The organism is Runella sp. CRIBMP (genome assembly GCF_009905605.1).
GTDB lineage: Bacteria > Bacteroidota > Bacteroidia > Cytophagales > Spirosomataceae > Runella.
In genome coordinates, this window is the sequence record NZ_JAAAKZ010000002.1 from 332,256 (window position 1) to 357,856 (window position 25,601).

Genomic DNA, 25,601 nt, shown 5'->3' on the forward strand with positions numbered 1-25,601 from the left:
TAGACCGCGAAGATATAGAAAAGTAACAATACCCCCTCAACCCTATCTATTATTAAGATTCATTCATTACCCAAACAATATGAAACGTACTGCCCTTCTGACGCTGCTCCGCCACCACACTCCTTTTGACGATAAAGAACAAAAAATGTGGCTCGATACCCTACAATTTGTGGAACAAAACCCCGATTGTTTTGAAAGATGGCTGCTAATAGGGCACGTTACGGGCTCGGCCTGGATAGTAGACGAAACCCAAACCTCGGCCCTGTTAATGCACCACCGTAAACTCGACAAATGGTTTCAACCCGGAGGGCACGCCGACGGCGAATCGGATATTCTAAAGGTCGCATTAAAAGAAGCACAAGAAGAAACTGGACTGGAAGAAATCAGAATATTAAGCACTCAGATATTTGACGTAGACGTGCACCTCATTCCTGCCAACGCCAAAGACCCCGCCCATTACCATTACGACATTCGGTTTTTATTCCAATCCGACAGCCAGAAACCACTCCTTATCAACAACGAATCGAAGGATTTGGCTTGGGTTAAGATGCCCGATATTCAACGCTATAATGATTCTGATTCCATCATGAGAATGGTCAAAAAAATGGCAGCAATGCAAGATTTTCTAAAAAAATATAGTTAGATATACTTAGTTTTTTTACCTTAGTAGCAGTATTCCAATAGTATTTGTATTCCATTAATCGATAAAAAACATCATGAAGTACCTTGTCTCCTTTCGCTGGGGTGGATGGGCCGTGGCATTGCTCCTCCTATCGTCTACTTTGTGCGCCCAAACCACCAAAGAAAACCGTAATAATTATGCCAAACCGCTCCCTAAAACGGATAAAATAAAGTTTTCGGTTCAACAACAGGCCGAGCCGTTTATTTTTTCACCCCACCTATCTTACAAAGAGCAAAAACAAATTCAGGTGGCCAAAAAGAAAATAGGCGGCATCACTTTTGTGGTGAAGCCTACCCGGGCAAACAGCAACGGCAATTCTTCCGCCAATTATAAACGTCAGACGCCCAATACGAGAGCCAAGTCTGCTTCGTCGGAACAATACGCAGCGGATACAACAGCTCCCTTTGTGCGGTACGAATTGACCGATTCTTCCAAATTTGTCAATCGCTAATTAAAGTATATTATTTTCAGGAAGATTCCGCAAGAATCAGATTGAACTACCCGTTGGGGTCAAGTACCTTTGTTGACATAAATGTTAAAAACATGGAAACAATCAACGAACAACAGGTACTTGACTATCAGCGTGTCGAAAAAGCAATTGTGTTTATTGAGCAAAACTTCAAAAACCAACCTTCACTCAGCCAAATTGCCGACCACGTTGCCTTATCTGACTTTCATTTCAACCGCCTTTTCAGCCGTTGGGCGGGCACCAGTCCCCAGCGTTTTATGCGTTTTTTGACCAAAGAATTTGCCAAGGAATGTCTTTCCAACGCTGACAATCTACTCCACGCCACCTACGAAACGGGCCTCTCAAGTACCAGCCGCCTACACGATTTGTTTGTCACCTACGAAGCCATGACGCCCACCGAATACAAATCCAAAGGCGCAGGATTGACGATTCATTATGGCATTCACGAAACCCCTTTCGGAGCCTGTTTGATTGCGGTTACCGCCCGCGGAATCACCGATTTACAATTTTTGAGTGAAGACGCCGCCGAGGCCATAACGGATAAAATACGTCAGGATTGGGCCAATGCCGACTGGGTTGAAAATCCATCGATGACCCAACCCTATATCGACCAAATTTTTTACCAAACATCAACCCACGATGTGCCTCTGACGATGCTTCTGCGCGGCACCAATTTTCAAATCAAGGTATGGGAGGCATTGCTTAGGATTCCGTTTGGTCAATTGGTCAGTTACGACGAAATAGCGCAGCACATCGGACAGCCCAAGGCAAGTCGGGCGGTAGGAACGGCCATTGGTAGCAACCACATCGGGTTCCTGATTCCGTGCCATCGCGTGCTGCAAAAAGTGGGTGGAATCGGTGGGTACCGATGGGGAATTACGCGCAAAAAAGCGATTTTAGGCTGGGAAATGAGCCATAGTTCGTAAAAAAGGCGAACTTTGCCAGCGATTTTCTCATTAATTGTACTTTTTAGCTGGTTATTTTATTTCATGAATGCACCTTTGATTGCCCCTTCCGTCTTAGCCGCCGACTTTGCCAATCTCCAACGCGACGTAGAAATGCTCAACCGCAGCGCTGCCGATTGGATTCACGTTGATATTATGGACGGGGTTTTTGTTCCCAATATTTCGTTTGGTCTGCCCGTAACGGCGGCCATCAAAAAACACGCCCAAAAACCGTTGGACGTTCATTTAATGATTGTTCAGCCCGAGCGTTATCTCGAAGCGTTTCGCGACGCGGGCGCCGATATGCTCACGGTTCACTACGAAGCCTGTCCGCACCTGCACCGCACCATTCAGCAAATCAAATCCTTGGGGGCCAAGGCGGGCGTGGCACTCAACCCGCATACCCCCGTTAGTCTATTGCAGGATGTGATTGCAGATTTGGACTTGGTGCTGATTATGTCGGTCAACCCGGGCTTTGGCGGACAAAAATTCATTGAGCGCACCTACGAGCGTGTGCGTCAGACGGCCGCAATGATTACCGAATCGGGCAGCAAAGCCATCATTGAGATTGATGGAGGCGTCAATCAGTCCAACGCGGCCCTCCTCTACCATGCTGGTGCACGCGCGTTAGTAGCAGGCAATTTTGTCTTTACCGCCGCCGATCCCGTTCAGACGATTGCGGAATTGAAGAAGGTTTGGTAAACTAAAGAAAAGCGCGAATGAAATTTGACGAATATGGGTATTTAATACCTTATGAAGTAATCTCAGCCGAACTTGTGACATTTAAACAAGTATTTGTTAATGGGTTTCCAAACTCTGTTAGTAGAACCAGTATTTTTGATGAATACGAACAATATATCCTCCGTATACAACAAATTATAAACGGACCGTTTTATCAATGGGTTGATGGAAGTTTTACGTCTAAAAAACTGAATCCTCGCGACATTGATGTAGTAACATTTGTAGATGCACCATCTTTGACGCCAACGAAAATCTGCTAAAAAATTGTAAATTACATCAATACATTGATGCTTATTTTATAAGAACATTTCCAAAAGAGCACCCCAAACGCTTTTTTTACGAATCGGATCATTTACGGTGGTATCATTTATTCAGCCGCAGTCGTGACAAAAAATCAAAAGGAATTATTCAACTTCAATTTTAAGAAGCATGAATTCGATAGGAAACTATGAAGAATGGGCAGTGAGGGTATCACGCCTTTTAGAACTGGTAGCAATGGACAATGATGCGATCAAAATGCATAAAGAAGGCGAAAGCCCAGTATCAATCATTGAACAATATGAGCGTTTAAGAGATGAACATCTTAATGAATTACGTGACCTCTTAAAAGATTCAGGCATGACCATACAATTACTGAATATGAGTAATGCAGCATAGCCAGCACGCGCGCTGGTAGCGGGAAATTTTGTCTTTACCGCCGCTGACCCAGTGCAGACCATTGCGGAGTTGAAGAAGGTTTGGTAAACTAAAGAAAAGCGCGAATGTAAAAAACCATTCGCGCCCCATAGCCTTGGTCTGTGTCCGCACAGACCCTTCACACTTGTCAATCTCTCAATGTTAAAATCTTTGAGTGTGATAGGGCAAAAAAATCCATACCGTTTTCACCAAAAAGGTCTGTGGAGATACAGAACAAGGTTAAGGAGCAAACGATTAAATATAAAAATGGAATCTTCAAAAATAACTAATTTATTGTCTGCATCACGTTTAGGTGCTACACAAGCTATTTTATCATTACTAAAAACAGGTATTGATATAAATAGCAGAAATAATGCTACTTATACGGCATTAAGTAGGGCGGTTTCCAATAATCATTATGAAGCAGTTAAAATATTGTTAGAACACAATGCCGATGCGAATTTGATTTATGAAAACAAATATAACGTATTGCACATTGCTGCCAGCGATATAGAAATAGATCCAAGAATTGTAGAAATTTTAATACCTAAAATTAACGATATAAACGAAAAAGATAACCCACATCAGAATACAGCACTTTGGTATGCTTGTCATTTTGGCTATCTAAACAATTACAAGATTGCTGAAATTTTACTCAAACATGGTGCAGATGTAAATTTAGTAAACGCCTATGGGAAAACTGTTATAGATATGGCAGAAATGAGGAGCGAGATGCCAGAAATTAAGCGACTGATTATGAAATACACGATTCAAAAATGAGAAACCGTTTGTAACGAATTACTTAGTGAGGCAGGGCTTTCTACAGTTTTTTGGGTAAAATAGTTTTTAAATAAAAGACAAGCGACTGAATAATAAGCGATTGAAAAACACTGCTCCCCATAATTTCGTCTTCTGACTTAAGTCCTGATTACACCTGACGATACCCGCGACGGTAATACACTCGGCCGCCAAACTCTTCATAGATCAGGCTCTCGGGGATTTGTTGCGTTGCAGTTGCCACTTTATTTGCGGTTTATTAGCCAAATTTAAACCTTTTTCGGAATCTCCCACAAAAAAAACGCCGACAGGTATTGAATCCTGCCGGCGTTTTTCATATATGAAATGAGTGTATTAACTCATCAATCTTCCCAATGAGTTATCGTATAAATCTTTGGCTTCTGCGGTTGAAATAACTTCTTGACCGTCAACCACAAATCCACCCGACGTTACTTTTCCTAGCAAGGCGTGAACTGTTTTCAATTCACCGCCCATTACTTTCTGAAATTCAGCCTGTTTGTCGGGGCTCACACTAACCACCACGCGGCTCTGCGATTCGCCAAAAAGGAACGCATCTTTGCGGTAATCATCCATCGTGGCTACGTCAAATCCTACCACGTTGGGCAAAGCTGATTCAGCCAAGGTTACAAACAAACCACCGTCCGACACGTCATGCACCGACTTAACCAATTGTTTTTCAATCAATTGATTGATGGCTACCTGCAAGCTGTATTCTTCGTCCAAATCAAATGCAGGGGCAGGCGATGCTTTTACGCCCCGGTATGAGTACAGATATTCCGAAGAAGCAATGTCGTTTTGAGATTGGCCCACGAGGTAAATCAAATCGCCTTCGTTTTTGAAATCCAGCGAGGTTTGGTTCTCAGGTTTTTCAATCAACCCAATCATACCGATGGTTGGCGTGGGGAATACAGGTCCGTCGTCCGACGATTGGTTGTAAAAGCTCACGTTTCCACCCGTTACTGGCGTGTTGAATTTTAAACAGGCCTTGCCCATTCCCTGAACGGCATTCACAAATTGCCAGTATACTTCTGGCACGTACGGATTTCCAAAGTTAAGGTTGTTGGTCACGGCCAACGGCTCCGCACCCGTACACACCAAATTACGCGCGGCTTCGGCCACGGCAATCTGCGCGCCAATGAACGGGTCGGCGTTTACATAACGGGCGTTGCAATCCACCGTCATGGCGATAGATTTCTGATAATGAGGGCGTTTCACATCCCGAATCCGCACTACCCCTGCGTCCGACGGGCGGTTGGTGGTGCGGTTGGCCGTGCCAACGGTAGAGTCATATTGCTCATACACCCATTTTTTGGAGGCGATGTTGGGGTGCGACAAAAGGTGTTTGGCTACTTTACCAATCTCTTCTCCTTTTACGTCACTGACCTGATTGATGTCAAATTTCTTAAATTCCTGATAATAAGCGGGCTCGCGGTATTCACGACGGTACTGCGGAGCACCGCCGCCCAATACTAAGTCGTGGGCAGGCACGTCGGCAATCAGTTCACCATGTTGGAAAAAATGCAAGCTGCCGCCTTCCACCACTTCACCGATTTGGGCGCAGTGCAAATCCCATTTATCAAAAATGCGTTTTATATCGTCTTCTTTTCCTTTTTCCACCACCACAAGCATCCGCTCCTGCGATTCTGAAAGCAGGATTTCCCAGCCTTTCATGTTGGTTTGGCGCGTAGGTACTTTGTCGAGGTCAATGATCATTCCGTGTTCACCTTTGGCACTCATTTCTGAGGTTGAGCAGATGATTCCCGCGGCGCCCATGTCCTGAATACCAACCACGTAGCCCGTTTCGATGATTTCGAGCGTGGCTTCAAGCAGGAGTTTTTCCATGAACGGGTCCCCTACCTGCACAGCTGGAAGTTTTTCGGTCGATTTTTCACTGATGTCTTCCGACGCAAAACTAGCCCCACCAATGCCGTCTTTTCCCGTGGCTGAACCCACGATAAAAACGGGATTGCCGACGCCGTAACTGATAGCCTTGGCTACTTTTCCTGCTTCAACGATACCCGCCGAGAAGGCATTGACAAGGGGATTCGTATTGTAACATTCGTCAAAAAAGACTTCGCCGCCCACGGTTGGAATACCGAAAGCATTTCCATAATCCCCGATTCCTTTGACGACGCCTTTCACCAACCACTTAGTTTTGGCCAATTTTGGGTCGCCAAAACGCAATGAGTTAAGCTGCGCAATGGGACGGGCGCCCATCGTAAAAATATCGCGGTTGATACCGCCTACACCCGTAGCCGCGCCCTGATAAGGTTCCAACGCCGACGGGTGATTGTGGGATTCGATTTTAAAACTACAGGCCAATCCGTCGCCAATATCGACCAAACCCGCGTTTTCTTCGCCCGCTTTCGCCAACATCCGGTCAGAATCACGCGGCAGGGTTTTGAGCCAAACGATAGAGTTCTTGTACGAGCAGTGCTCAGACCACATGACCGAAAAAATACTCAATTCGGTAAAATTAGGCGTACGGCCCAGTATCTGTTTAATTTGTTCAAATTCTTCGGGAAGAATACCCAATTTCTTGGCAGTTTCAACGGTAGGAAGTTGTTCGACGTGTTCCACGAGTGGGAGATTTGGGATTGAATGATAAAAAAAATGGTTGGCAACGGATGCTCGCTGCACTGTGTGACAAAATCACGGTGCAAAGGTAGGATTTTGAAGGCAGAGGCTCAACTATTTTGTATCTTTACCCTACATTTATCTATTCTCCACCGTATGAAAAACCCATTTTTACTCCTTTTTATTCCTCTTTTCGTTCATTTTCAGGGCTTTTGTCAACTGCCTCCCGTTGAAATCACACCGTTGGTTCCCAATCATTATGTACATACTACGTATCAAGTGTACCAAAACAATCCGTTTCCCTCCAACGGGTTAATCGTCAGTACATCGGCAGGAATTATCCTTGTGGATACGGGCTGGGGTTTGGAACAGACGGAATTGCTGCTGGCGCAAATAGAGCAAAAACTTAAACAAAAAGTAGTGCTTTGTATCGTTACCCACGCCCACGAAGACAGAATCGGAGGGGTGAAAGCCTTTCAGCAACGGGGCATTAAGATTATCGGCACTCCGCTCACTGTCCAGAAAACAGTCGCGCAGGGACTTCCAGCCCCCGAAGGTATTTTACCGCAGGACACGACCTTCCGGGTAGGCACCACCACGGTTCAAACCTATTTTCCAGGAGCGGGACATACCGATGATAACATTGTGGTCTATTTTCCCGATTCAAAGGTACTCGTAGGAGGTTGTCTGATTAAGAGCTATGTAGCCATGGGTATTGGCAACATTGCCGACGCCAACCTCAAAACATGGCGCCAATCGGTAGACAATGTGCGAAAAAAATTCCCCGATATCACATTTGTAATTCCTGGCCATGAAAAATGGGACAATTTGAGTTCTTTTTCCCGAACAATTGAGTTGGTTGACAAAAACCAAAACAAATGAAGTTTTGGTTTTTTATATTTGCTTATTTTTCAATATTTTTACCTTTTTTTAGACAAACAATCAACAATTCATTCATTTATTTAAAATTTTGTAAATCTTATTTTGATTGCTTTACCAAATTGTAAAATTTCAAGATTATTTAATATATTCTTAATATCACACAATAACATCTACATTATTCGGCAAAAACGTTGTTGTACCAAATAATTTTTTGTGTAAATTGCGTGTGATTATTCAAAAGAAACAGAGTGCCGATTTTTGTTAAAGCCCACGTGTAATCTAACGCACAAAGGCCATTCACCCAACCCCAATACACTACAAAACCATGTCAGAGCCTGCCCAACTGGGGTTATATCGCCCCGAGTTTGAACACGACGCTTGCGGTATCGGTTTCCGCGCCAACATGAAAGGTCGTAAGTCGCACCAAATGGTAGCTGATGCTATCACCATGCTTGAACGCATGGACCACCGCGGTGCCTGTGGCTGTGACCCTAATACCGGAGACGGTGCGGGAATTCTCATTCAGCTCCCTCACGAGTTTTTCGTGGAGGAATGCGCCAAGTTAAACATCACCCTTCCCTCCGCTGGTGAATATGGCGTTGGGATGATTTTCTTCCCTAAAGATCAAAAACTGCGCGACGAATGCCGCGACATTCTTAACCGTAAGTTGAAGAAATTGGGCATGGAACTCCTTGGCTACCGCCGTGTTCCAACGCTCAATGATACCTTAGGAGAAGGTTCACTTTCGGTGGAGCCTCAGGTTGAACAATTGTTTATCAAACGCCCCGATTCGGTCACCGATGAACTTGGTTTTGAGCGCAAACTGTTTGTGTTTCGCCAATACGCCACCCGTCTTATTTATGACTCGGTGGTGGGTTCAAAAGCTCACTTTTACTTTTCTTCCCTCTCCTGCCGTACCATTTCCTATAAAGGACAATTGACGACGGGACAGTTAAAATATTACTTCCCCGACTTGCACAGCGAGTCAGTTGTTTCGGCATTTGCCATCATTCACTCGCGTTTTTCTACCAATACGTTCCCTTCATGGAAACTGGCCCAGCCGTTCCGGTATGTAGCACACAACGGTGAAATTAACACCGTACGGGGAAACGTAAACTGGATTCGTGCGGGAGAGAAGTCATTTTGGTCGGATAAATTTACAAAAGAAGAAATGGATATGTTGCTGCCTATCTGCGACATTACCAACTCTGATACGTCCAACCTTGACAACGCGATTGAGCTTCTGTACTTATCAGGCCGCTCACTGCCGCACGTAATGATGATGGTAGTACCCGAAGCTTGGGACGGCAACGAAGCCATGGACCCTGAGCGTCGTGCTTTTTACGAATACCACGCTGCCATTCAGGAGCCTTGGGACGGCCCCGCGTCGATTTCATTTACCGACGGAAAAATCATCGGTGCTACCCTCGACCGTAACGGTCTGCGTCCTTCCCGTTACTGGGTTTTGGACGACGATACGGTCATCATGGCCTCGGAAGCGGGGGTATTGGACGTAGATCCCGCCAAGGTGGTATCAAAAGGCCGTTTGCAATCGGGTAAAATGTTTGTGGTCGACATGGAACAGGGCCGCATCATTCCCGACGACGAATTGAAAGCTGATATTTGCTCGCGTCAGCCGTATCAACAATGGTTGGACGAAAATAAAATCAAACTCTCGGACTTAGAGCCGTCGCCTCGTCCGTTTACCCCTTATGATGACAAATCGTTGCTGAAACGTCAAATCGCATTCGGCTTTTCGTCAGAAGACCTACGGATGGTACTAGGGCCCATGGCCGAAACAGGTTATGAGGCCATTGGTTCGATGGGGGTGGATGTACCTTTGGCAGTATTGTCGGAGCAAAGCCAACACCTGACGAATTATTTCAAACAACTTTTTGCCCAGGTCACCAACCCGCCGATTGATTCTATCCGGGAGCGGTCGATTATGTCATTGATTTCGTTTGTAGGTGCAACCGAAAATTTACTCACCGAATCGCCCCTTCACTGTCGTCAGATTGAGCTGGATCAGCCCGTATTGACCATTGAAGAGTTCGACAAACTTCGTTGGGTAGACAAAGCGCATTTTCAAGCCAAAACCATCAACACCTATTTTTCATCGGTTGATGGCGGCAAAGGGCTTACCCGTGCCTTAGAGCGCATCTGCCGCTACGCCGAAGATGCCATTGAAGATGGTTTTGAAATTTTGGTTCTTTCCGACCGCGCCATTGACTCCGACCACGCCCCTATTCCATCGCTTTTGGCCACTTCTGCCATTCACCACCACCTGATTCGCAAAGGCTTACGCGGTAAGGTTGGCATTTTGGTGGAAGCTGGCGACGTGTTTGAAACCCACCACGTAGCTACCCTCATCGGGTACGGAGCTTCGGGGGTTTGTCCATACATGGCCTTCCAAACTTTGGCCTACATGAACCGCCACGGCATGATTAACGGCGAGTTTACCCATGAAAAATTAAGCGCCAACTACATCAAAGCCATTAATAAAGAGTTGCTGAAAATCTTCTCTAAAATGGGAATCTCAACGCTTCAGTCTTACCAAGGAGCGCAGATTTTTGAGTGTTTAGGCTTAAATAAAGATGTTATTGACAAATATTTTACGGGAACCATTTCACGCATTAGCGGGATGGGCATCGACGAAATTGCGCGGGAAGTAATCGTCCGCCACAAAGTAGCCTATCCCGAAACCCCAATTGTCAATCCACGTTTGGAAGTGGGTGGTTTTTACCAGTGGAAACAACGCGGAGAGGCCCACATTTTCAATCCGCAAACGATTCACCTGCTACAACAATCCACCCGTAAAGGAGGTGAAGAAGGTTACCAGATTTTCAAGAAATTCTCGAAACTCATCGACGACCAAACCCAAAAAGCGCTCACACTGCGCGGGTTGATGCGATTCAGAAAAGGGAAATCAATTCCTTTAGAAGAGGTAGAATCGGTCGAAAATATTTTTAAACGCTTTGCTACGGGAGCCATGTCCTTTGGTTCTATTTCGTGGGAAGCGCATACCACGTTGGCCATTGCGATGAACCGCATCGGTGGAAAGTCAAACTCGGGAGAAGGTGGTGAAGACGAACTTCGCTACAAGCCCCTCCCCAACGGAGACTTCATGTCGTCGGCCATCAAGCAAGTCGCTTCGGGACGTTTTGGCGTAACGAGCCATTATTTAAGCAATGCGCAGGAACTCCAAATTAAAATGGCCCAAGGCGCTAAGCCCGGAGAAGGCGGTCAGTTGCCCGGCCATAAAGTGGATGACTGGATTGGACGTACCCGTCACTCTACACCGGGTGTTGGTTTGATTTCACCACCACCTCACCACGATATTTATTCGATTGAGGATTTGGCCCAGTTGATTTACGACCTTAAAAATGCCAACCGTGCCGCCCGTATCAGCGTAAAACTGGTTTCGGAGGCAGGCGTAGGAACGGTAGCTACGGGGGTAGCCAAAGCCCACGCCGACCATATTTTGATTGCGGGTCACGACGGTGGAACGGGCGCTTCGCCTTTGAGTTCAATTCGTCACGCTGGTTTGCCTTGGGAGCTTGGCTTAGCCGAAACCCACCAAACCCTCGTTAAAAATAAATTACGCGGACGCGTTACCATTCAGGCCGACGGGCAGATGCGTACCGGACGCGACTTGGCGATTGCCGCGCTGCTAGGAGCTGAAGAATGGGGTGTAGCCACGGCGGCCCTCGTCACGGCGGGTTGTATTATGATGCGCAAATGCCACCTGAATACCTGCCCCGTCGGCGTTGCCACTCAGCGCAAAGAGCTGCGGGCCTTGTTTACGGGTAAGCCAGAATACGTAGTAAATATGTTTACGTACATGGCCGAAGAATTGCGTGAAATCATGGCGCAGTTGGGCTTCCGGACCATCAACGAAATGGTAGGTCAGGTACAATACCTCGAAATGCGCGACGACATCAAGCATTGGAAATACAAAGCGCTGGATTACAGTGCCATGTTGTTCAAAGAGCCCGTTAGCCTCGATGTCGCTCAGTTTAAACAAGAAGAACAAGACCACGGTATTGCCGATGTCATTGACTGGAAATTGATTGAAGCCGCTCAACCGGCCCTTCAACGTTCGGAAGAAGTCTATGGTGAGTACGCCATCAATAACCTGAATCGCTCGGTGGGCAATATGCTTTCCAACGAAATCTCCAAGGTATTTGGCGGCGAAGGTTTACCAAAAGGCACGATTCACTTTAAGTTTAGAGGAACGGCTGGGCAAAGTTTCGGAGCATTCAACACCACCGGTATTCGTCTTGAACTCGAAGGAGACGCCAATGATTACTTCGGAAAAGGACTTTGCGGGGCTGAACTCATCGTTTATCCCGACCGTGAAGCAACCTTCAAACCCGAAGAAAATATCATCATCGGTAACGTAGCCTTCTACGGTGCCACTGCGGGAGAAGCGTTTATTCGCGGAACAGCCGGTGAGCGTTTCTGTGTACGCAACTCGGGTGCCAAAGTAGTAGTAGAAGGTGTTGGCGACCACGGTCTGGAATACATGACGGGTGGATTAGCCCTGATTTTGGGAGAAGTGGGTCGCAACTTCGCCGCTGGTATGTCGGGAGGAGTAGCGTATGTATGGGACAAAAAAGGTGATTTTGCCCCTAAAGTGAACCGTGAAATGGTGAATTTGGAAGAACTTACCGAAGAAGACCACCTGATTATCAGAGAATTCGTAGAAAAACACTTCCAATACACAACCAGTAACGTCGCCTTTATGATGTTGCAGGATTGGGATACCTACATCGGTCAGTTTGTGAAAGTAATGCCCGGCGATTTCAAGAAAGCCTTGGCAAGTCGCAACATCAGTCTGTCACAACAATTGGCCGACAAAAACGTAGTGTACCAAGACATCGTCGTGGACGTAGCACACAATTAACCCATCCCTTAATAAGTAGGACCTTGCAGGCGAAAGCCTGTAAGGTCTTTGTAAAAAGGCTGGTCAAAAGATACATTGATGAACGAATTAAGGACTGAACAAAGCTATTCGTTCCATTACTCAATCACTCATCGCAGCGGCGAACCGCTTACTAATTTAAAAAAATGGGAAAGCCCACCGGATTCATAGAATTTGGCCGTGAGTTGCCAAAAAAGCGCGACGTCGAAGTGCGCCGCACCGATTATAAAGAAATTGAGCCCATCGGCAACGAAACGCAATCAAAACAGCAGGCTGCCCGTTGCATGGATTGCGGGATTCCATTTTGCCACAACGGTTGTCCTTTGGGTAACATTATTCCTGAATTCAACGATGCCGTCTACGAAGGCAACTGGGAATATGCTTACCAAATTTTGAGCAGCACCAACAACTTCCCCGAATTTACGGGACGCATTTGCCCCGCCCCTTGCGAAGCCTCCTGCGTGTTGGGCATCAACAAGCCACCCGTGGCCATTGAATTTATTGAAAAATCAATCATCGAAACTGCCTACGAAAAAGGCTATGTTAAACCCCGTATTCCATCAAAGCGGACAGGCAAACACGTCGCCGTTATCGGTTCTGGCCCTGCGGGGTTGGCCGCAGCGGCGCAGTTGAATTACGCGGGTCATTGGGTAACCGTTTTTGAACGCGCCGACCAAATTGGCGGACTCCTCCGCTACGGCATTCCTGATTTCAAATTGGAAAAAACTGTGGTAGCGCGCCGAGTGGCGGTAATGGAAGCCGAAGGTATAACCTTCAAAACCAACGAACACGTGGGCGTAACGGTTAAGTCAGAAGAATTGATGCGCGACTTTGACGCCATCGTACTGGCTATCGGTTCGACCGAACCGCGCTCCATCACGATTCCAGGTTGGCAGGCGTACCTCGGCAAAGGGGTTCATCCAGCCATGGAATTTTTGAGTCAGCAAAACAAGCGGGTTTCCAATATTGAGCGCGTGGTAGACCATCGGGGCGAAAAATACGGCAACGGTGAACTTCTAGCCACCGACAAACACGTAGTGGTCATTGGCGGCGGCGATACGGGCTCCGACTGCGTGGGCACTTCCAACCGCCATAAAGCGGCAACCATCACACAGGTTGAAGTAATGCCCGCCCCTAAATACGACGATAAAAACGAACCCTTTTATAAAGTTCGGGACGAAAAAACCCCTTGGCCGCTGTGGCCGCTGACCAAGCGTACTTCTACCTCGCATGAAGAAGGATGCGAGCGTTTTTGGGCCATTGCCGTACAAGAATTTGTGGGCGACGGTGAGAAACTAACGCATCTGCGCATTGCCGACATTACGGGTGAGCGTACCCTTGAAGATGGCCGCAAAGCACCTATCACCGAAAATGAGCGCCTGATTCCGTGTGACTTAGCCTTGATTGCTGCAGGTTTTGTGCATCCTCAACAAAGCCTTTTGGAGCAGTTTGGTGTCGAAACCGATATTCGCAAAAACATCAAAGCGGCCGAAAACAGCTATGCAACTTCGGTTGAAAAAGTGTTTGCCGCTGGCGACTGTCGCCGTGGACAATCTTTGGTCGTATGGGCCATCTCAGAAGGACGCGAAGCCGCCCGTAAAGTGGATGAATTCCTGATGGGTGAGTCCCTATTGGAAGCCAAGGAAATCGGGATGTTTAACCCAGCCTTTGCCCATGCATAAAGCATAAAAACGTCTTTCTAATAGTTAAGCCCTGCCAAACGCAGGGCTTTTTTTATGATTTTTTATCAAAATTATCTAACGGTTTTACCTCATTTTCAATGTCTTCCTGATTTTTAGACTATTTCGTTAAGCCTTGAATTCCCCACTTTGCAAGAAAAGTATTTCTTTTACGTTCTATTCAAAATAGCCGTAGGATATGCGTTCTCTCTACTTATTGCTTTTTCTTTCTACCACATTTTGGGCTTCGTACGCGCAGGAAATCCTGAGCGACAGAGAGTTGTTTTTAAAACAAAACCCCCACTACCAAACCTATCTCCAAACGGAGGGGCGATATTTGGTGCTGGATGTATATGGAATGGGAAAAATCAAGCGCCATCGTTTCTACGCGGGTGACGAACTTCTCTTTAAAATTAAAGGACAACGAAAAAAAATCAGGGAGAATATTATATCTGTTTCTGACAGTTCTTTTACGTTTACCCAATTTAACGAAATCCTCAATGAGCATATTCATACCGAAGTTAAACTGAGGGATGTTCGAAAAATCAAGATTTACCGCCGAATTCCGTGGGTCACGCAGGGAGCGTATATGCTGCCCGTAGCGGGTGGGATTTTTTTAATCAGCGACACCTTTATTTACCGAGGCGGCCTAGAATTCGGGCTTCAATTTACCCCAGAATCAGCCCTGATTGGGGGTGGCATTGCTTCTTTAGGCATTCTATGTAAACGACTTAGTTTCCCAACCTATCGCGTGGGGAATCGCCATCGGCTCCATGTATTGAGGGTAAAGTAAGGCTAATCCTCAATATGGCTTTCCGTTTGGAGACCGCCTTCCAAAATACCACGTTCAAACGACTTTTGTCAGCAAAAATCCCTTCGCTGTGAGTCTGACATTGCTAATTTTTAAGGCCAATATGCATTCCACAATTTATGCTTTTTTGGAGATTTTTTTTGATTTTAAAGTGCTTTCTATCAAAACATTATAGAAGAACGGAAAGTTAGGTAGTCGTTACTTAATAATGAGTAACTAAACCTTAATCCATTTTCTCATGAAAAATTCAATTGGTATTTGTGCTCTATTGGCCATTGGGCTAATGTTGAACGGCTGTCAAAAAGAGTCTATTGAATCAATTTCGGGGGCGAGTAACAACCGAGAAGCTGGTGCTAGAAAGGCTAACGGCAACTTTAGTGCCCACCTGACGGGGGACGAGGAAGTACCTGTTCCAGTCGTTACGAATGCCACTGGGCAAGCCACGTTTAAATTGAGCAAAGATGGTACCGCCTTAACCTACAAACTCATTGTAGCCAACATTGAGTCTGTTCGATTCGGCCACCTACATTTGGGTGCCAAGGGAGCCAACGGAGGTGTTGTTGTCGATTTGGTAGGCCGCACCGAACCCAGCCCGCAAGGAGTTATAGCGGAAGGCACCATCACTAGTGCTTCACTGAAGGGAGCTTTGTTGGGTAAACCTTTGTCGGATTTAATTAATGCGATGGAAAATCAGGGAGTGTATGTTAATGTTCACTCCGACAAATTTCCAGGAGGAGAAATCAGGGGGCAAGTACGCTAATAAGTGGCTGGTCTAAGCAGGGCGGGATAATTGCGCATGACGGTTAATGTTGGAAAGCCGACAGAATCATACTGGAGCAAATTGTCCCGACCTTTCCACCAGACAGACAAATCAGGTAGTTTTAAACAAGGGTCTTGGCGCTGTTTAAGAAATATTTACAATGAAAAAATAGGCTATCAGAATACCTACATTTTAAGCAGCTACATTTTTCTTTGGGTTTTGAGAAACCGAAAACACGTCATCAGGAATGCTCAATCGCAAATACTTTTCCTTCCTCGGCAATTTCAGTAGCCTTAAAAACAGATTGTGCATCTTCTAGAAACCCGCTAAACTCCTTATAACGGGACGAAAAATGACCAATCAATAATTTTTTAACGTGACTTTTGGCCGCGATAATTCCCGCTTGCTTGGCCGTTGCATGGTAACGTTCAAAAGCCTGCTGCTCCAATTCATCCCGAAAAGTGGCTTCGTGGTAGAGCAAATTTACGCCTTGGATTATTTCAATGATGCTTTCATTGTAACGGGTGTCTGAACAGTAAGCATAGCTCCGGGGCGGCGGCGCGGGAGTTGTAAATTCGAGACACTTAAAAAGCACATTACCCGCCTCATCGACCACGTCTTCGCCGTTTTTTAGTTTTCGAAGATACTCATGGGGCATATCATCGAACAATTTTTCTTTGATAAGTTTACGCTTTTGGGGTTTTTCCCGAAAAAGATACCCCGCGCAGGGAATACGGTGATCAAGGGGAATCGTAGTTACCGTAAAATTCTGATTTTCAAAGACCTGATAACTCGACTCTGTATCTGTAATGGTATAAATAATCGGGAAATGCAGGGGGGTTTGGGAGTATTTGAAGTGCATGGTGATAATTTCATCCAAACCACGCGGCCCCACCAAGAAAAACTCCTCGGTCCGCCCGCCCAAATTGAGGCTGGAGAGCAGGCCAATGAGCCCAAAATAATGGTCGCCGTGGAGGTGGCTAATAAATACGCCACGCAGTCGCCCAGGCCGAATTTTATGTTCGAGCAGACGGTATTGCGTGCCCTCGCCGCAGTCAATCAGAAAACATTCGTTATCGTACGTAAGCAACTGCGCCGAGGGGTACTTATTTGCTACGGGCTTGGCCGACCCCGCTCCCAAAATCATCACCGAAAAATGCATCAGGGTTGTTCGCTCTTAGTAAAGCCATCTTCGCCGAAATCTTCATCGTCGAAGTCGTCGCTTTCAGCGCCGAATTCATTTTCCAAATCATTCATAAAAACCGCGTCAATCCCTTCTTCAACGGTTGGCAAAATGGTAACGTCACGAATTTTACCGTCAATCAATTGATCAACAAAGTCATCGTTGTCAGATACCAAGACCATCAGCCCAAGCTCACGTGAGCAAAGCATATTAATTTTTTTCAGGATACTGATACCTGCTGAGTCAATGGTGTTTGTTGGCGTAAAATCAACAATCAAGTTGTGAAACCCCTCCCGAAACAAATCGCGGGAAATAGTTTCTAAATCAGTGGCAAATTCTCCCCCAAAGTCATTTTCTTTAACATTGATGAGGGCGTATTGCTCATGTTTTTGAATGAGGTGGTTCATAGATGTGGTCTAAAGGTCAATGGTTAAAAGTTAAAGATTAGGCGGTTCAGAAACGCAGGTAATAATTAACGGTTAACAATCAACGAATTCTAAATATTAGTGCGAAGTTAATGAACGGAGCACATTTTCTTCAATTCTGCCCAAAATATCTTCCGTATTGGCTTTTATAAAGGTTTTTCCAGTTACTTTCTCAAACAATTCGATGTAACGTGCCGAGATTTGTTCCACCCATTCATCCGACATTTCGGGGATGATTTGTCCTTCTTTTCCCTGAAAACCGTTTGCAATCAGCCACTCTCTTACAAACTCTTTTGACAATTGCTTCTGTGGCAGCCCAAGGCGCTGGTTTTCTTCGTAGACATCCGCATAGAAATACCGTGAAGAATCGGGCGTATGGATTTCGTCAATCAGGTAAATTTTCCCTTCGTCGTGGCCAAATTCGTACTTGGTATCCACCAGAATCAACCCCTGTTCGGCTGCCATTTGGGTACCTCGTGCAAAAAGCGCCAAAGCGTAATGCTCCAATTGGCTATATTCCGCTTCTGACACAATCCCACGGGCCAAAATCTGCTCGCGCGAAATATCCTCGTCGTGGCCTTCGTGGGCTTTGGTAGTGGGGGTAATGATGGGCGTAGGCAGTTTGTCGTTTTCTTTTAATCCTTCAGGCAAGGTCACCCCGCAAACGCTACGCTTACCTGCTTTGTATTCACGCGCGGCGTGGCCCGCCAAATAGCCGCGTACCACCATTTCGACGGGATAGGTTTCACACTTTTTTCCAATACTTACGTTCGGGTCGGGCACTTCAAGCAACCAATTGGGCACTATATCAGCGGTTGCGGTTAGAAAATGGGCTGCTATTTGATTGAGTACCTGACCTTTAAACGGAATAGCCCGCGGCAAAATCACATCAAAGGCCGAGATTCGGTCACTTGCGACCATGACCACTACCTTTTCGAAACTGTACACATCGCGGACCTTGCCACGGTAGAAACTCGTCTGGCCAGGAAAGTTAAAATTGGTTTGGGTAAGTGTTTGCACCGTTGAATAGTTACTTTTTTGATGGATAAATTCGTTTGTCTGCGGTTACCATTTCCCTTTGCTGTTGTCGTTAGGCTTGCGGGAACGGTGTTTTTGTTGTTGTAAATATTGAATTTCGGAGGCTTTGAGGGCGTCCAATATCATCATTGCCTGCGCTTCGCTCATTTTCATATTTTGCAACTGCGTCAGCAAATCCTTTTTTTCTTCCGTTTTCAAGACCTCCTGCCCTAAGTTAGGCGAAGGCGGCGTCTGGGCCGTCTGCTCTTTTTTCTGAACGTTGGATTTCAGCGGCTCAGCTTCAACTTTACCACTGTATCGTTTTTTTAAAAATTCGTAATTAAAACGCGCAATCTGATTCTCAGGATTTTTGCGCATCCCTTCTTTAAAATACCGTAGCGCTTCCACGGTATCTTTTTCAGTGGCCTCAATGACCCCCAGTTGGGAATAAGCCCGCGATGCCAACCATGCATCATCGACTTGCGTTAATCGTTTATAATAGCGACGCGCATTTTGCAACTGTTTTAATTGAAAATACGAATGCGCTAAATTAAACCGCGCCGATGGTTCGGTAAACAGTGAGTTGCTCGACACATTTCGATACGCCTCCATTGCCTTTTCAAAATCAGCTTCCATGTAGGCTTCTCGGGCTTCCAATTTGGCACGATTGCTTCGCGAGATGGTATCAAACGACCGGTTATCCCAAATCCAGAGAAGAATATATATCAAAACCGATGGCAGCAAAGTCGTATAGTTATGGCCTTTTGTGAACAGCGCTGCAAAGATACACGTTTTTAAATTTTGGCACAGTTTTGGTGAATTTGGGTATATCGCTTTATTTTGGAATGTTATACAATAACAGTAAAGATGTCTAAAGCTAAAAAAGGAACTACGCCCCCCCCAAAACCACCTCATAAACAGAACATTGCAGGTGAAACACCCCCTTCCCCTTCTGTTTTTAAACCCGCCTTAGACCTCCCTCCCGTTCCCCAAACGCCTCCGGTGAACGATGGGTTATTTCGTAAAATATTTTGGGGAATAGCACTGGCTTTGCTGATTGGGATGCCTCTTTTGAGTACCCAATACGGAATTACGGCCGATGAGTGGGGAAATAAAGCCTACGGAGAATTATGCCTTGATTATTTTACCAGTCTCGGCGAAAAGAAAGAAGCCCTTTCGTACGCTCCGCGCGGTGGAGAAGTTATGTACTGCTACGGACCTACGCTCGACCTTATTTCGGCCGCTATTTACCGCACAACGGGTGCCGACCCCTACACCATCCGGCACATCATGCTTTCGCTTATGGGGGTTCTCATCATCGTCTTCAGTGGACTTACTGGACGCCTAGTGGGCGGCAACTGGCGCGTGGGTTTGATAGCCCTGTTGTTTGCGCTGTTTTCTCCGCGCATCTTCGGTGATTCAATGAACAACCCCAAGGACATTACGTTTGCGGCGGGTTATATCGTGACGATTTGCTTTCTTATCAAGTTCTTGCAGGAGTTACCCAGTCCTTCGTGGCGCTCTACGCTGCTCTTGATTGCAGGTATCGGCATCGGGTTGGGGAGTCGTGCGCCGGGCTTGGCGTTGGTGGGCTACGTACCTTTCTTTGTGTTGATGGAGGTATTTATTCGGAATGGCCTGAGAAAAACCATTTTCAGCGACAAGCTCTTCATTCGCGATGTGGCCCTTAAAACCACCGTAGCCACGTTGGGCGGCTACGCGTTGGGCATTGCATTTTGGCCCTTTGCTTTGGCCAATCCCCTCAAAAATCCGTTGGTGGCGCTCCAAACCCTCACCAATTTTCCGATAAGTATCAAAACACTTTTCGACGGCACCAAGATTTATTCTACGTCACTGCCTTGGTATTATGTGCCCAAGTACATGTTGGTTTCTACTCCGCTGTATTTCTTGCTTGGGCTGCTGATATTTGTGTTGATATTTCCGTTTGTTCGTAAGCATTTCAATCGTCGCTATCTGTTGATGGTGCTTTTTGTGGCCCTTTTTCCGCTTATCTACGGTATTTCCAAAAACTCCGCTTTTTATAACGGCTGGCGTCATACCACCTTTATTTACCCACCGTTGGTGGTTCTGTCGGCCGTAGGAGTTGAGTACCTGCTGCGTCGTTTTGCGGGGATTGGCCAAAAGGTATTCTTAGGGATTGTGGCCGTTTTGGTGGCGCTACCATTGTGGTTCATGGTCAAAAACCACCCCTACCAATATACTTATTACAACGAATTTACGGGCGGGGTGAAAGGTGCTTTTGGCAAGTATGAAACCGACTATTTTGGTTCAAGTACGCGTGAAATCGCGGATTGGATGAAGAAAAATATTCCAAATATTGAGAAAGACAGCGTCATCATTGCGAGCGATTATTTTGTACCACTCAAGGATTATTTTACGGATTACCCTAAACTCAAGATGGCCTATCGGCGCTATTATCAGCGCTCTGAGCACGATTGGGATTATGCCGTATTTTTAACTGGACACCTGACACCCAGCCACTTCCGTAATCCTAACGTTTTTCCACCAGCGGGTACCATTCACAAAATAGAGGTCAATGGCGCACCGATTGGGATTATTGTAAAACGCATTTCCAAAGACGATTTCATTGGAATCAACTTTATCAAACAAGGAAAAATTGAGGAATCCATCCCGTATCTGGAAAGGGCAAAACAATTAGACCCCAACAATGAAGTTGTGAAACTATATTTGGCCAACGCTTACATCAACGTGGGCCGCTTCAACGAAGCCTTGCAGGAATGCCAGAAAGCCTTGGAAATATTCCCTGACTATTTGGGTGCCATGACGACTATGGCGATTGCCTACATCAACGTAAACCAAATCGAAAACGCCATTTTCATGCTCAGCGAAGTGCTGTCCCAAGATCCCACCAACCGCGACGCGGCCCAATATTTGGCCCTTGCGTACGAACGAAAAGGAGATATGGCCAGCGCCAACCAAATCCGGGCGCAGTTGCAGCAACGGAAGTAAGGAGGAAGAGGCTGGGAGTCTATCGGTTCCCCAATTACATTCTCAATAAAAAACACCCTAAACCCCTAAATCAAACATTATGCTTAGCCACGAAAACAATGCTTCCGTAGATTATGATGTAGTTTTGATTGGGGCGGGTATTATGAGCGCCACCTTGGCGGTGTTTTTGAAGGAACTGCAACCCGACTTGGAAATTGCCATTTTTGAACGCCTCGACCGAGTAGCTGCCGAAAGCTCCGACGCTTGGAACAATGCAGGAACGGGCCACTCGGCGCTGTGTGAGTTGAACTACACGCCGCAGCAGGAAGACGGCAGCATTGATATTTCTAAAGCCCTGAAAATCATTGAATCCTTTGAGGTCTCGAAGCAATTTTGGTCGTATTTGGTCGGGCACGGCTATTTCAGTAGTCCAAAATCCTTCATCAACAGTATTCCTCACATGAGTTTTGTATGGGGAAAAGAAGATGTTGACTATCTGCGAAAGAGACACGAAGCGCTCCAAACGAGTCATTTGTTTAAAGGTATGGAATTCAGCGACCAAACTGAAATTCTAGCATCTTGGATGCCCCTGGTGATGCAACACCGCACCGAATCTGAAAAAATAGCGGCCACCCGCATTGAATTGGGTACAGATGTTAATTTTGGTGAGCTAACCCGGAGTCTGTTTAATCACTTGAAAGAGGGCCACGAAATTGAAGTCTTTCTGAATCACGAGGTTAAGTCGCTTGAGCAAGACGAAATGAGACATTGGTTCGTCAAAGTGGAAGACGAAACCAACGATATAAACAAAACAGTACGGGCCAAATTTGTGTTTATCGGAGCAGGTGGCGGTGCGCTCCGGCTCCTAGAAAAGTCGGACATTCAGGAAGGTGAAGGGTTTGGGGGATTTCCCGTAAGTGGGCAGTGGTTGGTGTGTAAAAATGAGACGTTAATCGCGCAACATCACGCCAAAGTCTATGGGAAAGCCAAAGTAGGGGCGCCTCCTATGTCGGTTCCTCACTTAGATACGCGCATCATTGACGGAAAAAAAGAGCTACTTTTCGGGCCTTTTGCGGGTTTTTCAACGAAATTCTTGAAGCAGGGTTCGTTTTTTGACTTGGCCTTCTCGCTCACCCCCCACAACATCCTGCCTATGCTTAGCGCTGGTATTCACAATCTGCCGTTGACCAAGTATTTGATTGAACAGGTGATGCTGAGTTTTGAAGACAAAATCGAGGCTTTGCGAGAATTTATACCGAATGCCACCGAAAGCGATTGGGAGTTGGCCGTGGCGGGGCAACGCGTGCAAGTCATTAAAAAAGACGAAGAAGAAGGCGGTGTCCTTGAGTTTGGCACCGAAGTCATCGCCTCGGCCGACGGCACACTGGCCGCGTTATTGGGTGCCTCGCCGGGGGCTTCTACCTCCGTCAGCATCATGCTCGAACTCCTCCACAAGTGCTTTAAAGACCAAATGGCCTCCGAAGCATGGACCGCAAAACTCAATGAAATGATTCCGTCGTATGGTAAACATTTGGCGGATGACCCCGAACTCACGCATCGTGTCCGCAAATGGACCCACGAAGTATTACAATTAAACCACATCAATATTCTCTGATTTTCAGGCTTCTAACACCAAACATGAAATTACTCCACCGCCACTTCATCTTTTTTATTTGTTTCGTACTGACCCAATCCACTTTTGCTCAATCCCTAACCATCAGACTAACCGATACCTCCAATAGTCCCGTCATTGGCGCCACGCTCCGGCTAATCGAGCGTGCCGATTCTACCAAGCGATTATTCAACGTAACCGACACCTCGGGATTGGCGAAATTTAACATTAAATACGAAAAACAATACCGGCTGGAGGCCACCTCCATCGGATTTAAACCTCTGCAAAAAAACCTCTCTCCTACCCCCAACGCGACGGTTTTTACGTTTGTGATGGAAGTCGACAAGCGCACCTTAAACGAGGTGGTGGTGACGGCCCCTAAGCCCTTGATGATTCAGGAAGACGACAAAACCGTGGTTGACCCCGAGCCGATTGCCGCCACGAGCACCAATGGCATGGAAATCATGGAGAAAATACCGGGGCTTTTTGTGGATCAGGATGGCAATATTTACCTCAACAGCACCACGCCCGCCACGATTTTAATCAACGGGCGCGAACAAAAAATGAGCACCGCCGACATTGCCTCCATGCTAAAAAACCTACCGCCCAACAGCATTTCAAAAATTGAGATTCTGCGCACCCCTTCGGCTAAGTTTGACGCCAGCGGTAGCGGTGGTATGGTCAATGTAATCCTAAAAAAAGGGGTAAAAATTGGCATCACGGGCAGTGTAAACGTGGGCATGAACCAGGGACGTTATGGAAATCAGTTTGTCAGCGGCACCCTCAACAACAACGTCGGAAACAGAACTACCTACCTGACCCTCAACTACAACCGCCGCAATACCTACGACCAAGTCCAAACGGACCGCCCTTTTTCGGCCGACTCACTACTGAGCCAGCGCTCTTTTACCACTACCCCAAGTCAAACGTATTACAGCGGTTTTGGTTTTGGATTTACGCCTTCAAAAAAGTGGGAAATTAATTTTGACGACCGTATTTCCTACAATAGTTATGAATCGTTTGCCGATAATCACAATCAAATCAGCCGCATTAGCGAGCCCATCATTGTGACCGAAAACACCAATACGCTCCGTAACAACACCCAGACGTTTGGGTTCAATCAGGATATTTCGGCCAAATATAAATTGGACACGATTGGATCAGAACTCACGGCCGATGTTACCTACGGTTTTTCAAAATATGACGGGACACAGCTTTTTAGTACGGCCTATTTAAAACCCGCCAAAGCAGCGATTGGCGGTGACGGGACCATTGGCAATCGACGTCATTCATTCTCCGCCCGTACAGATCTAAAATTTCAGTTACCTCAAAAACTGGTGGTTGAAGCAGGTTTAAAAACCGCTATTCAGCGTTTCACCAACGAGTCCGAATATTTCAGCGTCAACGGTAGCCTCCGTAAGCCCGATACGTTCCGCACCCGTACGTTTGAATACGACGAAAACATCAGCGCGGCTTACGTACAGGCGTCAAAAACCATTGACGCCTTCGTCATCAAAGTGGGAACGCGCCTCGAAAGCACCGTCATGAACGGTCAGCAGCGCGTTCCGAGCGACACCTCTTTTCAGCTTCGTCGTGTGGATTTGTTCCCTTATGTTTTTCTCAGCCGGCGCGTTGCCAAAATCGCAGGCTACGAAATGCGCGGTTATTTGGTGTACCGTCGTTCAATCACGCGGCCCGTTTATGAATATCTGAATCCTTTTCCACGCTACCTCGACCAATACTTGTACGAAACGGGAAACCCGACGCTTCGGCCGCAGTTTACCCAAAACATCGAGGCCAACATCAGCGTGCAGGACCGTCCGATATTTGCCATTGGCCGCAACTATACGAGCGATATTTTCACGAATGTGGTGTATCAGGACGTTAAAAATCCTAGCCTCGCCTACCGTACGTACGACAACCTAGGCAAAAATCAAGAAACCTATTTTCGATTGATGGGCGCTATTCCGCCAGGCGGGAAATACTTCTTTGTGGTAGGAACGCAATACAATCACAACAAATACGACGGGCTTTATGAAGGACGTCCGCTCACGTTTCAGCGCGGTTCGTGGTCTATTTTCACCTTCCACCAACTCAAAATCGACCCGCGCTCTACGCTCAGTCTCAACGGCTACCTCCGGATGAAAGGCCAATTGCAGTTTTATGAGTTGAGCAATTTCGGGGCGTTGAACATAAACGTTAATCGTCGTTTTCTGGACCGTAAACTCACCGTGACGCTCTCGGCCAATGACGTTTTCTTCACTTCCAACAATCAATTTACGCTGAAACAAGGCAGTGTTTCGGCCTCCGGAATCCGCCAAAGCGACACGCGACGTTTTGGGTGTACGGTGGTCTATAACTTCGGCATTCGCAAAAAAGAAGAAAAAACCAACATGATGAATTTCGAGAGTTTGGAGAAAAGCGTGAATTGAGTAGCGAATGATTAGTTCAC

At 46.4% G+C, this 25,601-nt stretch carries 20 protein-coding genes; 15 read left to right on the plus strand and 5 right to left on the minus strand.

What is annotated here, in order from left to right:
- Nucleotides 1-79: 79 nt before the first annotated feature.
- The 7 genes from GVN20_RS06580 to GVN20_RS06610 all read left to right on the plus strand — a co-directional run bounded on the left by GVN20_RS06580 (nucleotide 80) and on the right by GVN20_RS06610 (nucleotide 4,291).
- The gene (locus GVN20_RS06580; protein WP_166557570.1) at nucleotides 80-643 is read left to right on the plus strand and encodes an NUDIX hydrolase; all 564 of its coding nucleotides are present in this window, start codon (nucleotides 80-82) and stop codon (nucleotides 641-643) included.
- Between the two features lie 73 nt (nucleotides 644-716).
- Nucleotides 717-1,133 (plus strand): hypothetical protein, encoded by a 417-nt coding sequence (locus GVN20_RS06585; protein WP_166557571.1) that lies wholly within the window; start codon nucleotides 717-719, stop codon nucleotides 1,131-1,133.
- A 92-nt stretch (nucleotides 1,134-1,225) separates the two neighbouring features.
- Complete coding sequence (locus tag GVN20_RS06590; protein WP_166557572.1) at nucleotides 1,226-2,077, plus strand: methylated-DNA--[protein]-cysteine S-methyltransferase; 852 nt, start codon at nucleotides 1,226-1,228, stop codon at nucleotides 2,075-2,077.
- Nucleotides 2,078-2,140: 63 nt separating this feature from the next.
- Nucleotides 2,141-2,797, plus strand: coding sequence for a ribulose-phosphate 3-epimerase (gene rpe / locus GVN20_RS06595; protein ID WP_166557573.1), 657 nt, complete (start codon nucleotides 2,141-2,143; stop codon nucleotides 2,795-2,797).
- Nucleotides 2,798-2,814: 17 nt separating this feature from the next.
- Nucleotides 2,815-3,096: a DUF6932 family protein gene (locus GVN20_RS06600; RefSeq protein ID WP_166557574.1), complete on the plus strand. Its 282-nt coding sequence runs from the start codon at nucleotides 2,815-2,817 to the stop codon at nucleotides 3,094-3,096.
- Between the two features lie 169 nt (nucleotides 3,097-3,265).
- Nucleotides 3,266-3,493 (plus strand): hypothetical protein, encoded by a 228-nt coding sequence (locus GVN20_RS06605; protein ID WP_166557575.1) that lies wholly within the window; start codon nucleotides 3,266-3,268, stop codon nucleotides 3,491-3,493.
- Between the two features lie 285 nt (nucleotides 3,494-3,778).
- Nucleotides 3,779-4,291 carry an ankyrin repeat domain-containing protein gene (locus GVN20_RS06610; protein ID WP_166557576.1) on the plus strand — a complete coding sequence of 171 codons (513 nt, stop codon included), beginning with the start codon at nucleotides 3,779-3,781 and terminating at the stop codon, nucleotides 4,289-4,291.
- A gap of 351 nt (nucleotides 4,292-4,642) precedes the next feature.
- Here the strand turns inward: GVN20_RS06610 and purL are convergent, their stop codons facing one another.
- Nucleotides 4,643-6,889 (minus strand): phosphoribosylformylglycinamidine synthase subunit PurL, encoded by a 2,247-nt coding sequence (gene purL / locus GVN20_RS06620; RefSeq protein WP_166557577.1) that lies wholly within the window; start codon nucleotides 6,887-6,889, stop codon nucleotides 4,643-4,645.
- A 153-nt stretch (nucleotides 6,890-7,042) separates the two neighbouring features.
- Between purL and bla the strand changes: the two genes are divergently transcribed.
- From bla to GVN20_RS06645, 5 genes are all read left to right on the plus strand, one after another.
- Nucleotides 7,043-7,768 (plus strand): subclass B1 metallo-beta-lactamase, encoded by a 726-nt coding sequence (bla, locus tag GVN20_RS06625; protein ID WP_166557578.1) that lies wholly within the window; start codon nucleotides 7,043-7,045, stop codon nucleotides 7,766-7,768.
- Between the two features lie 325 nt (nucleotides 7,769-8,093).
- Nucleotides 8,094-12,674, plus strand: a complete 4,581-nt coding sequence (gene gltB / locus GVN20_RS06630) for a glutamate synthase large subunit (protein ID WP_166557579.1) — start codon at nucleotides 8,094-8,096, stop codon at nucleotides 12,672-12,674.
- 164 nt (nucleotides 12,675-12,838) lie between these two features.
- The gene (locus tag GVN20_RS06635) at nucleotides 12,839-14,374 is read left to right on the plus strand and encodes a glutamate synthase subunit beta (RefSeq protein ID WP_166557580.1); all 1,536 of its coding nucleotides are present in this window, start codon (nucleotides 12,839-12,841) and stop codon (nucleotides 14,372-14,374) included.
- A gap of 196 nt (nucleotides 14,375-14,570) precedes the next feature.
- Nucleotides 14,571-15,164, plus strand: a complete 594-nt coding sequence (locus tag GVN20_RS06640) for a hypothetical protein (protein WP_166557581.1) — start codon at nucleotides 14,571-14,573, stop codon at nucleotides 15,162-15,164.
- Between the two features lie 256 nt (nucleotides 15,165-15,420).
- Nucleotides 15,421-15,942, plus strand: a complete 522-nt coding sequence (locus tag GVN20_RS06645; protein WP_229598989.1) for a CHRD domain-containing protein — start codon at nucleotides 15,421-15,423, stop codon at nucleotides 15,940-15,942.
- Nucleotides 15,943-16,183: 241 nt separating this feature from the next.
- Here GVN20_RS06645 and GVN20_RS06650 read toward each other — a convergent pair whose 3' ends face one another.
- From GVN20_RS06650 to GVN20_RS06665, 4 genes are all read right to left on the minus strand, one after another.
- Nucleotides 16,184-17,104 (minus strand): ribonuclease Z, encoded by a 921-nt coding sequence (locus GVN20_RS06650; RefSeq protein WP_166557582.1) that lies wholly within the window; start codon nucleotides 17,102-17,104, stop codon nucleotides 16,184-16,186.
- Complete coding sequence (locus tag GVN20_RS06655) at nucleotides 17,104-17,532, minus strand: STAS domain-containing protein (RefSeq protein ID WP_114065531.1); 429 nt, start codon at nucleotides 17,530-17,532, stop codon at nucleotides 17,104-17,106. Before GVN20_RS06655 ends, GVN20_RS06650 begins: the two co-directional genes overlap by 1 nt.
- A 96-nt stretch (nucleotides 17,533-17,628) precedes the next feature.
- Nucleotides 17,629-18,570 (minus strand): phosphoribosylaminoimidazolesuccinocarboxamide synthase, encoded by a 942-nt coding sequence (locus GVN20_RS06660; RefSeq protein WP_166557583.1) that lies wholly within the window; start codon nucleotides 18,568-18,570, stop codon nucleotides 17,629-17,631.
- Between the two features lie 45 nt (nucleotides 18,571-18,615).
- Entirely contained in the window at nucleotides 18,616-19,296 is a 681-nt protein-coding gene (locus GVN20_RS06665; protein WP_166557584.1) for a lipopolysaccharide assembly protein LapB, read from the minus strand.
- 138 nt (nucleotides 19,297-19,434) lie between these two features.
- On the opposite strand from GVN20_RS06665, the gene GVN20_RS06670 reads away from it, so the two are divergent.
- The 3 genes from GVN20_RS06670 to GVN20_RS06680 all read left to right on the plus strand — a co-directional run bounded on the left by GVN20_RS06670 (nucleotide 19,435) and on the right by GVN20_RS06680 (nucleotide 25,581).
- On the plus strand, nucleotides 19,435-21,558 hold the full coding sequence (locus tag GVN20_RS06670) for a tetratricopeptide repeat protein (protein WP_166557585.1): 2,124 nt from the start codon (nucleotides 19,435-19,437) through the stop codon (nucleotides 21,556-21,558).
- A gap of 79 nt (nucleotides 21,559-21,637) precedes the next feature.
- Nucleotides 21,638-23,152, plus strand: a complete 1,515-nt coding sequence (locus GVN20_RS06675; RefSeq protein ID WP_166557586.1) for a malate:quinone oxidoreductase — start codon at nucleotides 21,638-21,640, stop codon at nucleotides 23,150-23,152.
- A gap of 23 nt (nucleotides 23,153-23,175) precedes the next feature.
- Nucleotides 23,176-25,581 carry an outer membrane beta-barrel protein gene (locus GVN20_RS06680; protein WP_166557587.1) on the plus strand — a complete coding sequence of 802 codons (2,406 nt, stop codon included), beginning with the start codon at nucleotides 23,176-23,178 and terminating at the stop codon, nucleotides 25,579-25,581.
- Nucleotides 25,582-25,601: the final 20 nt, after the last annotated feature.